At 60.3% G+C, this 10,920-nt stretch carries 12 protein-coding genes; all 12 read right to left on the bottom strand.

The features are described from left to right. Window positions 1–80: 80 nt before the first annotated feature. The 12 genes from AC0L2Z_RS23620 to AC0L2Z_RS23565 all read right to left on the bottom strand — a co-directional run bounded on the left by AC0L2Z_RS23620 (window position 81) and on the right by AC0L2Z_RS23565 (window position 10,756). On the bottom strand, window positions 81–965 hold the full coding sequence (locus tag AC0L2Z_RS23620) for an SIR2 family NAD-dependent protein deacylase (protein WP_077379108.1): 885 nt from the start codon (window positions 963–965) through the stop codon (window positions 81–83). 38 nt (window positions 966–1,003) lie between these two features. Continuing rightward, entirely contained in the window at window positions 1,004–1,216 is a 213-nt protein-coding gene (gene nifT, locus AC0L2Z_RS23615; protein WP_040594248.1) for a putative nitrogen fixation protein NifT, read from the bottom strand. Further along, a complete protein-coding gene (locus AC0L2Z_RS23610; RefSeq protein WP_065011137.1) occupies window positions 1,213–1,533 on the bottom strand; it encodes a nitrogen fixation protein NifZ in 321 nt (106 codons plus the stop codon). Before AC0L2Z_RS23610 ends, nifT begins: the two co-directional genes overlap by 4 nt. Before the next feature lie 60 nt (window positions 1,534–1,593). After that, window positions 1,594–1,788: a 4Fe-4S dicluster domain-containing protein gene (locus tag AC0L2Z_RS23605; protein ID WP_008878193.1), complete on the bottom strand. Its 195-nt coding sequence runs from the start codon at window positions 1,786–1,788 to the stop codon at window positions 1,594–1,596. A 32-nt stretch (window positions 1,789–1,820) separates the two neighbouring features. Continuing rightward, window positions 1,821–3,302, bottom strand: a complete 1,482-nt coding sequence (gene nifB / locus AC0L2Z_RS23600; protein ID WP_473629457.1) for a nitrogenase cofactor biosynthesis protein NifB — start codon at window positions 3,300–3,302, stop codon at window positions 1,821–1,823. A 496-nt stretch (window positions 3,303–3,798) separates the two neighbouring features. After that, window positions 3,799–5,553, bottom strand: coding sequence for a nif-specific transcriptional activator NifA (gene nifA, locus AC0L2Z_RS23595; RefSeq protein WP_473629456.1), 1,755 nt, complete (start codon window positions 5,551–5,553; stop codon window positions 3,799–3,801). Between the two features lie 168 nt (window positions 5,554–5,721). Next, window positions 5,722–6,021, bottom strand: a complete 300-nt coding sequence (locus AC0L2Z_RS23590; RefSeq protein WP_473457739.1) for a ferredoxin family protein — start codon at window positions 6,019–6,021, stop codon at window positions 5,722–5,724. A 12-nt stretch (window positions 6,022–6,033) separates the two neighbouring features. Next, entirely contained in the window at window positions 6,034–7,341 is a 1,308-nt protein-coding gene (locus AC0L2Z_RS23585; RefSeq protein ID WP_473629455.1) for an FAD-binding protein, read from the bottom strand. Window positions 7,342–7,352: 11 nt separating this feature from the next. After that, window positions 7,353–8,462: an electron transfer flavoprotein subunit alpha/FixB family protein gene (locus AC0L2Z_RS23580; RefSeq protein ID WP_473517693.1), complete on the bottom strand. Its 1,110-nt coding sequence runs from the start codon at window positions 8,460–8,462 to the stop codon at window positions 7,353–7,355. A gap of 18 nt (window positions 8,463–8,480) precedes the next feature. After that, window positions 8,481–9,329 carry an electron transfer flavoprotein subunit beta/FixA family protein gene (locus AC0L2Z_RS23575; protein WP_473629454.1) on the bottom strand — a complete coding sequence of 283 codons (849 nt, stop codon included), beginning with the start codon at window positions 9,327–9,329 and terminating at the stop codon, window positions 8,481–8,483. A 183-nt stretch (window positions 9,330–9,512) separates the two neighbouring features. Beyond that, complete coding sequence (gene nifW / locus AC0L2Z_RS23570) at window positions 9,513–9,890, bottom strand: nitrogenase stabilizing/protective protein NifW (protein WP_473629453.1); 378 nt, start codon at window positions 9,888–9,890, stop codon at window positions 9,513–9,515. Beyond that, entirely contained in the window at window positions 9,887–10,756 is an 870-nt protein-coding gene (locus AC0L2Z_RS23565; protein ID WP_473629452.1) for a beta/alpha barrel domain-containing protein, read from the bottom strand. Before AC0L2Z_RS23565 ends, nifW begins: the two co-directional genes overlap by 4 nt. Between the last annotated feature and the right edge of the window lie 164 nt (window positions 10,757–10,920).

Raw genomic sequence — 10,920 nt, 5'->3', positions numbered from 1 at the left:
TGAATTTTGCGCCTTCGGAAGCGAGCCGGTCGACTCACATCAAAAGACGTCCCTCCAAGTTGATCCTGGCCACCATCGGCTCAAGATGCTGATCCGGCGAGTTGCGCCACGGCTTCGCTCGCTGGCATGTCGATCACCGTGATTCCGCTTGCCGCAAGGAAACGGGCTTCGTTTCTGGTCAGCGTTTGCCCGTCCATTATCGCGTAACGAGGGCCTTCTGAGCGCTTCATGATCTGCCTGGCGTAAGTGCGCAGCATCTGATCATTGAAGCGGCAGCCGACGAAGAAAAAACCCCGGTCGACGCGTCGTTCCTTGACCACGTCAGGGATAGGCGTCTGGATATCGATTTCAGTCAGGGCTTCGACATAGTCGGAATCGGCGATGAGGAAATTTGCGGCCGGCCTAATACTGCCATGTGGCGCATAGAGAACCGTCTTCGTCGCTGCTCCAGCCTCGAGTTCCCTTCCCGACAAGTCGTAAGTTCTGGTCCAAATGTCGCCAACTTCGTTCGCCCGCGTAACGCCTTGTATCTCGACGACGTCGGTTCGGCCAGCCTCTGCCAGCGCCGCGCGCATGGCGCCTTCGTACCAGCTGTCGATGATGAGGGAGAGCGGGAGTTTTGCGAGCCAGGCGTGGAGGATGCTCGGCGCCGCCGGCCCCGCAAATATATCAGTCATCCAAGCTTGAAGTGTGCGGCGATGCCGGCGCTGTTCAATGAACTGCGCGACCGACCACATATTGGTGCGGATCTTCGAGGGGGCTGGCGCCCGCGTGTTGAGTGCCTCGGCAACGGCTTCGGGGGTACACGGCACAGGCGGCTCAGCAGAGCTGAGCCGGAGGAGACCCGGACCGAGATACGGTATCACCTGATCGGAGACTAACGCTCGTCTGGCCAGCTCAAGCAGCTTTCGGGCAAAACTGTCCCGGACGACGACTAGGTGGCCCGAGGTCGGGATCGTGTTCATGCTCGTTTCCTCTTGATGCCTCTCATTGACGGGCGGCATCAGTCCCCGTCGGAAAGCTTCCTTGCCTCGACGGTGATCGGCAGACGCGTATGCGGCGGAAGATCGGGAAGGAGGAGCCGCCAGCCGTTCCTGAGCGTTACGACCCCGCCCCACAGGTCCTGGTTCTCGAACTTGATAATCGGCTCCTCGAGATCCTTTTTCGGGACATACGCCGACAACCCGGCCTCGGTCCTGCGGATCATTACTTTCATGCGGCCGTTCCTTTATTGGCGTTTTCTTCGGCACTGCAGGGAGCGTCGGCTTTGTCGAGGCTCGTCAATTCACGCGCTCGCATGCCGACGACCGTCCCACGGTCGATCCATTCGACCGCGTAGATGAAGAACTGCTGTAGAAACGTGCCAATGTCGCGCACATAACCCTCTTCGCCCTTGCGCACGAGATTTTCGCCGATCTCCCTGCCAGGATAGGTGCCGTCGTTCTTTATGTGACGAGTGGCACGGACCCGCTCTCCCGGCTGAAATTGGGGAGGTCTGCGGATTTCCACCTCCTGTTCGCGTGCGAGCCGCATGGCGGTTCCTTGGTTCCTGAGGCGCGCAGGGGCAGCCAGTTGTGTGGGTACCCAGTGGACTCAGGCAGGAACGCAGGTCTTCGGCACAGGACACACCGAAGCACATTGCTGCGTGTCGAAAGCTCCCTCGCATTCGGTGCACTTCTGCAGCTCGACCACGTAGCTTTCGCCTTTGAACTTGATCGCACCCGACGGGCATTCGAATTCGCAGGCGCCGCATTGTGTGCATTGGGATGCGATGATCTTGAAAGCCATTTTGACTCCTGATTCGAGTAAATGAGATGGGTTCAGGCCGTCGCGGCGAGCGCCTGGACGCCGGACTCGGCGGCGTAAATCGAGCTGATTGCCGTTTCGATGTAATCATGGCCGTAAGCGTCGGTTACTCGGATACCGGCGTCCGCGAGCTGATCCTTGGGGCAATTTCCAATCTTAACGCAAAGCACGACGTCTATGCCTTCCAGCGCAGCGATGACGCCGTCGAGAGTGGCGTTCTCGCCCCAACCCCCGAGGCAATACTGCTCAACCTTGCGGTGACCGACAAAGTTGATCCCCATCGGCGAGGCTTCGTACACCTGGAATTCCTTGGCATGGCCGAAGTGTTCGTTGACGCGGCCGCCGCCCTTAGTTGCCACCGCGACGAGGAGGGACTTGCCGGAGCTCGCTGTCTTGACCATTCCGATCGCTTCGCTCCTGGCCGCGAGGTGATCACGGCGCTCGTCCGCGACCAGCTCCCGATAGGCTTCGCGCTTGCTGGCATCGTAGGTGAGCTCGCCGGGAATCTGGTCGAGCGTGAATTCCTGGCCACGATCCTCACCCAGCAGGCCGACGGCATCTGCCCGGCACTGCCGGCAGTGGCGCATCAACTTGGCGCCGCCTTCAAGACGATCCTGAAGAGCCTTCATCTCCATTGCATTTGGGCCACGCTGCCCGATCAGTCCGTAGTGCGTGCCGTGCGCCGGGTCGGAAATCAGAGGCATGACGTTGTGCAGGAACGCGCCGCGCTGCTTGACCCACTTATTCACCTCAATCAGGTGCTGGTCGTTCACTCCAGGGATCATCACCGAATTGATTTTGGTGAGGATGCCGCGCGCGCTCAGCATCTCTAACCCCAGCATTTGCCTCTCGTGCAGAATCCTGGCGGCTTCGGTGCCGACGTAGCGGCGATGGTCGTAAAAGATCCAGGGATAGATCTTTGCGCCGACTTCCGGATCGACCATGTTGATCGTGATCGTCACGTGATCGACATTCATGTCGGCAAGCTCGTCGACGTGGTCCGGCAGCGCGAGCCCGTTCGTAGAGACGCAGAGCTTGACGTCGGGGATTTCCCTGACGACGCGTTCGAACGTCGCCTTCGTCTTCTCCCAGTCGTAGCAGGCATCGCCCGGTCCGGCGATCCCAAGCACGGAAAGCTGCGGCACTTCATTGGCGACCGCGATCACCTTGCGGACTGCCTGATCGGGCGTCAGCTTTTCCGAAACAACCCCGGGCCGGCTTTCGTTGGCGCAATCATATTTGCGATTGCAGTAGTTGCACTGGACATTGCAGGCCGGCGCGACGGCGACGTGCATGCGCGCGAAATAGTGGTGCGCCTCTTCTGAAAAGCACGGGTGATCCTTGATCTTGTCCCAGATGGCCGGGTCCACATCGTCCGGCCTTGTCGACGATCCGCAGGAGGAAGATGCACAGCCACCCGACTTGGCGCTCACCAGCAACTGGTCGGAGACCCTCGCGCCGGTCAGGCTCTCAACTGAAATCGCCGGTGCGGCCATTGAACGGCTCCGTTACGGGTTAACGTCGCGGTTTGAAGCGCAAGAGCAATGCCAACTGAAAAGGTGGCGCTAGTTCACGAATTGGCTTTGCGCGTCGGATAGCATGGAGTTGCTCCGACATAGCTTTGTCGGACTTCTAACAGGACTATGTTAGAAGGTGAGGAAGACGACCCGGCCGGACATCAGTTCAAGATAGAAATCCCGCGTCGACCGCTCGGCCGTGATCGCCCTCGGCACAACTCCCGACCGGTCTTCCGACGAGGATGTCGGTCTCGGCGACGGCGAGCTCGTCCGCGGTGAAGTTGCCACTGCTCACTTGGGTCTGCATAGTTCCGATTCAGGAGAGTGGGGTGACTCCTTTCTGCCATCGGCAAGACGTCGGCAAGGGCGGGTGATGAAGGGGTGACAGCATCACACACTCGCGCAGCTTTGGCCCGGGCTCCGACACATTTCGCGTAGCTGGCGCAGTGTTCTCGTTCTCCACCTCATGAGAACGCTAGAACTTCTTCACCTCGATCCCGTGTCGGCGCAAAGCATATCCGACCTGTCGCGGCGTAACGCCGAGGACACGGGCGGCCTTGGCCTGAACCCAGCCGACCTTCTCCATCGCGCCGATCAGCCGATCGCGTTCCGTCAGGCGCGGGCCTATTGCAGGGAGAGCGGGATCGTTTGCAGGGTCGGCAGTATGGGGTCGCACGTTATCCTGCGGGGCGCCGAAGCGCCCGGCCGGCATCGGCAATCCGGCGGGCATTATATTGCTTCGAAAGCGCTGGTTGCCGGTATTGCCGCTGTGCGAATGATCAGCTCTTTTCCAGAGGAGCCAAGATAGGCATTGGTTATTGTTGCAGGCAAAATCTGATGGAGCGATTGTCCTTGAACGCGCTAGCGTGGCCGTCCTTTGCACGCAGTTCTCCAATTCGCGGACATTACCAGGGAAGTAGCATTGCGAGATAAACTCAAGCGCCGACGGCGCGAAGGCGAGTTCGAGATGGTTCTCCTTGTTGAATCGTTCGAGGAAGGCGTTCGCAAGGCGAGGAATATCCCCCGGTCGCTCTCGGAGCGGAGGCAGGATGATTGGCACCACATTGATGCGATAATAAAGGTCGGCCCTGAACTCGCCGCTTACGACAGCCGACTCGAGATCCCTGTTGGTGGCGCATATAAGTCGCACGTCGACCTGCAGCGTCTTGGTACCGCCAACACGCTCCAGTTCGCCTTCCTGCAAGACACGTAACAGCTTGGCTTGGAATGCAGGTGAAATCTCGCCGATTTCATCGAGTAGCAGCGTTCCCCCGTTTGCCAGTTCAAAACGGCCGGCGCGCTGGGAAATTGCCCCTGTGAAGGCGCCTTTCTCATGTCCGAACAGCTCCGACTCCAGAACGCTTTCCGACAGTGCGGCGCAGTTCAACTTGACGAAAGACTTCCTCCGCCGGCGCGAGAGCCTATGTATGGCTTGCGCGAAAAACTCCTTGCCGGTGCCGCTCTCGCCCCTCAGGAGCACGGTGGAATTCGTCCTTGCTACAATGGAGACGGTTTCGAGCACCTGCTTGAGTGCGGGGCTCTCCCCGATGATCCCATCCATCTTGACGGGCGCATGCGGGACGGGGTCGGTCCGGTCCTCATCGGACGAATTCTCCGCTGTCCAGCGCTCATCGACGCGCCGCTCACGATCCCAAGTCAAGCCGCGATGCAGGCGAATAGTGCGGCCGACGAGGTTGGCCACCATCGTCAGGAAGCAGATGTCCTCATCGTAGCGGGACCCGTTTGCGCTGTCTCTTACGATCGACAACGTCCCAAGAATCCTATCCTCAGCCTTAACCGGGATGCCGATAAAGGCCATCGGGAGGGAACTGACACCAGGACGTGTTTGAAGGTCGGCCTGAAACAACTCGGACGTGCTGAGGTCCGCGATGACGAGCCGCGTGCCCGTAGCGACGATTTGATTTATTGCGGCCTTTGGTATGATGGGGTGAGTGCCTGATGGGCCGCTGCCGGCACTCGCGGCGATCTCCGGCTCACCTTCAGAGTCCAGGACAAAGATTGCTCCATGACGCATTTGCACAAACGACGGGAGAGTGTTCGCGACATTGGCCAGCGTAACCTCTAGCCGGGAGTGAGCCGTCAGCGCCTTCGACACCTCGTAGATTCCCCTGAGCCAGTCATCTGCTTCGAACATCCCATCACTGGCGGGTTTGCGGAAGGTGTCTCGACGTCCTGCTTCGTTGACCCGATCCGAGGATATGTGAGCCATGGAAAGACCTCAGCGGTTGTGGTCAGGGTGCTCCTCCCAAGTGCCTTTTCATCAGTTCAGGAAGTTCACTCGCTCCGCAATTTGGCGAGATGGTGCCGGCAAGATTGCGCTTTGTCGCGAGTTCGGGAGTACACAGGTGCACACCCGCCGAAACGGTGCCAAAGCCGATCATCCGAACTTGAAGAGGACGCCGAAGCCACCACGCGGATAATTCCATTCGATCTCCCCGCTGGCCTCGCACAAAACGCGGCAGGTGCCGCACTCCATGCAGCCATCGGCGGTGATTTCAACTTGACCTTTGTCGTTCAACTCATAGCATTTCGCTGGACAGACGCGGGTCAGCGCGAGCAGATTCGCGCTTGGTTGCTTGTGCGGTCGCACCTTTATATGCGGACGGCCGGAGTCCACCAGATAGCGGTTCTGGTAAAGCTTGTCTTCGACACGTAATTCTGTCCCTGGGTTCGTCATGTCATCAGTGCCTCACCGCCACGCCAATGCCAGGCGGATCGCGTCGCTGACCAGCCCCAACCGCGAGCGCGCCTTGATGAAGGCTGCCGTGGTCGCCTTTTCCTTTTCGATCTTTGGCGTGCCGTCGACACGCATGAAGTTTTGCGCGGCTTGCGACATCAACCGCGGGTAGGTCGTGAAGAAATTGCAGGCGTTAGTGTGGAGTAAAGCTGGCATGTCTTTGTATTTCCGCAGGTCTTTGACTACGAAGGATTTATCCAGCATCGTCTGGTAAAGGGCGAGGTTCCGTTTGGTCATTGGATCGTTGCGTCTCTTCACCTGTATGATAGCCTCAGCCGCAATGCGACCGGAGGTCATGGCGAGGTTCGAACCCTCGCGGTGAACGGCGTTGTTTAATTGCGCGGCATCGCCGACAACGACCCAACCGTCGCCAAAGAGCTGCGGAATAGCCTTGTAGCCACCTTCGGGAATGAGATGCGCCGCGTATTCTTTCACCTCCGAACCGGCGATCAGCGGCCGGATCGAAGGATGGTTTTTCAGCGCATCGAGAAGGGCGTAAGGGCTCTCCATCTTCGCGGCGAAATCCGAGACGAGGCAGCCGATGCCCAGTGAGATCGATTCCTTGTTGGTGTAGAGGAATCCGAGCCCGGCCATGCCGTGGGATATCGTGCCGACTGCCTCGATCACGCAGCCTTCACTCCCTTTGACGCCGAACCGCTGCTCAATGACCTCTTCGGGCAGGAAATGCATCTCCTTTACTGCGAGCGCCACCGCTTCCGGTTTCAGCATCTTGCGAAGACCGCCCCGCGTGCCAAGCAGCCCGCAGACACCTTCTGCAAGAACAACTACGTCCGCGTAGATCGCTCCGCCGGCCCGGTCCGTGCGGACGCCGATCACCTTGCCCTTGGCGTCACGGACGAGTTCCGTCACCGTCGTCTCGCACAGAACCGTCGCGCCGGCCTCGCGCACCCTGCGCGAAAACCATTTATCGAACTGGGCACGAATGATCGTATAGCGGTTGGGCTTCACCTCGTTGAAGTCGTCCGACCGATAGTGAATCCCGGTGTGGGAGGTGTCGTCCATCACCCAGAGCCGCTGTTCAACCAGATGCCGCTCGAGCGGTGCATCATCCCGGAAATCCGGGACGATCTTCTCCAGCATGTTCGCGTACATGATGGCGCCCTGGACGTTCTTGGAGCCCGGATATTCACCTCGCTCCAACTGGAGTACCTTCAAGCCGTCGCTTGCCATAGTGTAAGCAGCTGCGTTCCCGGACATGCCGGCCCCGATGACAATGGCGTCGAACTCTTCGTTGATCATTTCCATCTCCCTTAGCTCGCAAGCTTGTCGCGACTGTGCGGTGACAGCCGCCGGGTGAAGGCCTCGGTCAGCGCGGGCAGGAAACGGACCGCATCGGTGACGATCCCGAGGTGAGCGAAATCGAAAATCGGCGCGTTCGGGTCGGTGTTGATGGCCACGATGAGATCGGCTCCCTCAACTCCAACGCGGTGCTGGATGGCGCCGGAAATACCGGCCGCTATGTAAAGCTTCGGCCGGATTGTCTTGCCTGTTTGGCCGATCTGCCGATCGGCCGACATCCAGCCCTTTTGGACCAGCGGCCGCGAACAGCCGAATTCGGCGCCTATCACTCGCGCGAGACTCTTCACAAGCTGCAGGTTCTCCGCTCCGCCGAGACCGAGCCCTCCCGCAACCACCACATCCGCATAGGCGAGATTGGCGATACCCGACTGGCCGTCCGGAAGGAATCCTAGCACCTTGGTGACAATTTCATCCTCGGCTAGCGACAGCTTGTGAGGGATGACACGCCCGATCGCTCTGTCGGCCCGCTGGGGCATCGGCATGACCCTCGGTCGCACCGTCGCCATCTGCGGCCTGTAATTGAGCGTGTAGATCGTGCATAGCAACGAACCGCCAAAAGTCGGGCGAGTCGCGGCGAGCGAGCCGTCAGCATCCACGTCAAGTTCGGTGCAGTCGGCCGTTAGCCCTGTCAGCAAGGTGGTTGCGACGGAACCGGCGAGATCCCTGCCGAGCGTGGTTGCACCGAGAAGCAGGATCTCGGGTTTGTAAGTAGCAACCAGATCTGTCATCGCCTTGGTGAAAGGCTCATTGCGATAGTCGGCGAGCACCGGCGCCTCAACGAAGTAGACGAGGTCGGCGCCATAGGCGAAGGCCTCGGCGACTGCGTTCTGGGTCGCTTCTCCCGGGGGTCCGAGCACAGCGCCCGCGAGCTGGACGCCAAGTTTGTCCGCCAGCTTGCGGCCCTCGCCAAGCAGTTCGAAAGATACCGGGTGGACCTGGCCACGTTCGAGCTCGATGAAAACCCAGACATGCCGATAGTCCCTGAAACGCTCAGGAAGCTCCTTCTTCATCCCGGCACGGCCGGGGGGCTGGCGAGGGGTGTCTGAGTTCGTGCTCGACATATGGTCTGCTCCTTGCCGTCACGCGCCCTCGAAGGCGAGTTCCGGTTCCAGCGCCGGCTGGCGGGTGAAGATTGCACCAATCAGTTCGTCTGCGGTATCGCGCAGCGTCTTTTCGGCGGTCTCAATTTGCTCCGCCTTTTCCGAACGGGCGCTAGGGGCGAAAACGCGTTTGACGACCGTCGGCGAGCCACGCAAGCCGCATTTGGTGAGGTCTTCAATGCCGGCCTCGGCCGCACTCCATTTCACAATCTGGCTGCGCGCGGCGCAAAGCGCGTCTTCGATCGAGCCCCGGCGCATCTCGTTTGTGCCTTCCAGCATGGTGATGAGGCAAGGCAGCCTGCTCTTCAGCTTCTGGGTGCCGCCCTCGCAACGGCGCTCGACCGTGATCTCGCCTGCAGCAAGATCAATGGAGGCGATTTTCGCGACATAGGTGAGTTGAAGGAGATCGAGACGCTTGGCGATGCCGGGCCCGACTTGGGCGGTGTCGCCGTCGATCGTCTGTTTGCCCGTGAAGACCACGTCCGGTGTGCCGAACGTCTCGCCGATCTTCGCGATTGCCTGGGAAAGAGCAAAGGAGGTGGCCAGCGTGTCAGAACCGGCAAAATAGCGGTCGGTCAAAAGCACCGCGCGATCGGCGCCGTAGCCGAGCGCCTTGCGCAGGCAGTCCTCTGCCATGGGTGGACCCATAGTGAGCACTGTGACCTCCCCACCATAAGCGTCGCGTAGCCTGAGTGCTTCTTCCAGGGCAAACAAGTCGTAAGGGTTGATGATGGTCGGCACACCCTGACGCATGATGGTGTTCGTCACCGGATGGACCCGTATCTGTGCCGAGTCCGGCACCTGCTTGATGCTGACGACAATGTGCATTGGCGTTCTCTATGCTGTTATCCCGAGGCGAGCTGGCGGTGCGAGTTCTTGTTTGCATCATTCGTGCCAAGTGTTTTGCGAGCGTCTTTCCTTTTAAATTCCATTGATCATTTCTGAGGCCCCCCGGTTTCGGTGCCCGAATTGTTGGCTTGTCGACATTGTCGCGTCGCAACTATGTAGCGTTTATTCGCCGAACCGCTTCAGGACGGAGTCGAACGGAACGAATGTGCGGCCTGGCGTGTGAGGTTTGTTCGGATTGTGATCTTTGAGCACCTTGAAAACCCGGTGCGTGAGCGGCGAGGAAAGCGCGAACTCCTCGTAGGCGCGTTCCAGCATGGCGCGCATGCGCGCGGCGATCACCTGGTCGGGCAGACCGGAGAAATCTTCCCCGGCAAGGTATTGGCCCACACGCTTGAGGATGTGGAGCCGTGAGACATTGAGCACCTTCGGATCATACGAGACGCCAAGGACAGCGAAGAACTCCTCCGCGGACGACAGGCCTTTCAGTCGCGTGAGGATGTTGGTGACGTCGATGGAACTGCTGTCAGCGGAACAACTCATTGCGTTCTCCCTTTGTCGGAAACGGTGGTTCTGGTGCGTTGGTCGCACATTCGACATGCAGCCCCGAAAGCCGCGGTTTGATGAACGAATGCGCTGAGCCAGCGCGGCAATCGCCTGGTCGACACAACTGCCTCCGGTGCCGAGGCCGGACGTGGCGCGCGGTACAACTGGTCGATCTCCATGGAGGCAGCCGGCCCCGCTTGGAAGCGAGCGAGGTGGGCTGACGCAAGGGCCCGCAGGGCCCGAGCGGGATGGGCTCGACTGTCTCCGGATTGGCCCTCGACCTGGCGCTCGGCCCCGCCCGAGGTCTCCTCGGCCGCCAAGGGGGGCAATGCGGTGAGGCCGACTTCGGTATCTGCATCCTGAAGGACAGCCATCGCGGCGGCCAACTCTTCGCGTGCGGCATTGCCCGCGCGCTCGCCGACTCCAAGGACGACCGAGGCATGGCGCGCGCCGGCGCGGATCGCGGCCACCGTGTTGGCGGTAGCGAGGCCGAGATCGTTATGCGCATGGAATTCGAGGTCGACGGGAGACTTCGCTGCGAGCGGGGTGACAAGCTCGAAGGTCGAAAAGGGATCGAGGGCGCTGACACTATCGGCCAGGCTGACGCGGCTTTCGCCGGCGCGCGCCGCCGTCTTAATAAGGCGGGCGAGATAGTCCTGGTTGGTATGCGAAGCATCCTCAGAGCCCAGGGCGAGGAAAAAGCCGCTGGCGGCCGCGCGCCCGACCATATGCTCGATGAGCTTTAGCGCTCCTTCCCGGACTAGCCCCAGCTTCGTGGCAAGCTGGAAATCCGATGCAGGCAACGACAGATTGAGGGCACGGACGCCGCTCTCGACTGATGCATGGAAATCCCGTGAGGTCATCCGGCGCCCTGCCGTGAACCGCACCGGAACACTCCGTGCGACCACGGCGCAAATTGCGTCGATCTCGATCGCAAGCTTTCCGCCACCGTCAAGGCAACGCCGGATGCCTGCTCGCCCTCGCGCAGGGTAGTATCCTTGAGAAAGACCCGACCGCTCATGAATGG

The sequence above is a fragment of the Mesorhizobium sp. WSM4850 genome, assembly GCF_055811735.1.
This window is presented reverse-complemented; position numbering and strand designations above follow the sequence as displayed.

Bases quoted from the DNA above. Each gene is read 5' to 3' on its own strand.
- AC0L2Z_RS23620 (WP_077379108.1), bottom strand. From the start codon at position 965: ATGAACACGATCCCGACCTCGGGCCACCTAGTCGTCGTCCGGGACAGT.
- nifT (WP_040594248.1), bottom strand. From the start codon at position 1,216: ATGAAAGTAATGATCCGCAGGACCGAGGCCGGGTTGTCGGCGTATGTC.
- AC0L2Z_RS23610 (WP_065011137.1), bottom strand. From the start codon at position 1,533: ATGCGGCTCGCACGCGAACAGGAGGTGGAAATCCGCAGACCTCCCCAA.
- AC0L2Z_RS23605 (WP_008878193.1), bottom strand. From the start codon at position 1,788: ATGGCTTTCAAGATCATCGCATCCCAATGCACACAATGCGGCGCCTGC.
- nifB (WP_473629457.1), bottom strand. From the start codon at position 3,302: ATGGCCGCACCGGCGATTTCAGTTGAGAGCCTGACCGGCGCGAGGGTC.
- nifA (WP_473629456.1), bottom strand. From the start codon at position 5,553: ATGGCTCACATATCCTCGGATCGGGTCAACGAAGCAGGACGTCGAGAC.
- AC0L2Z_RS23590 (WP_473457739.1), bottom strand. From the start codon at position 6,021: ATGACGAACCCAGGGACAGAATTACGTGTCGAAGACAAGCTTTACCAG.
- AC0L2Z_RS23585 (WP_473629455.1), bottom strand. From the start codon at position 7,341: ATGATCAACGAAGAGTTCGACGCCATTGTCATCGGGGCCGGCATGTCC.
- AC0L2Z_RS23580 (WP_473517693.1), bottom strand. From the start codon at position 8,462: ATGTCGAGCACGAACTCAGACACCCCTCGCCAGCCCCCCGGCCGTGCC.
- AC0L2Z_RS23575 (WP_473629454.1), bottom strand. From the start codon at position 9,329: ATGCACATTGTCGTCAGCATCAAGCAGGTGCCGGACTCGGCACAGATA.
- nifW (WP_473629453.1), bottom strand. From the start codon at position 9,890: ATGAGTTGTTCCGCTGACAGCAGTTCCATCGACGTCACCAACATCCTC.
- AC0L2Z_RS23565 (WP_473629452.1), bottom strand. From the start codon at position 10,756: ATGACCTCACGGGATTTCCATGCATCAGTCGAGAGCGGCGTCCGTGCC.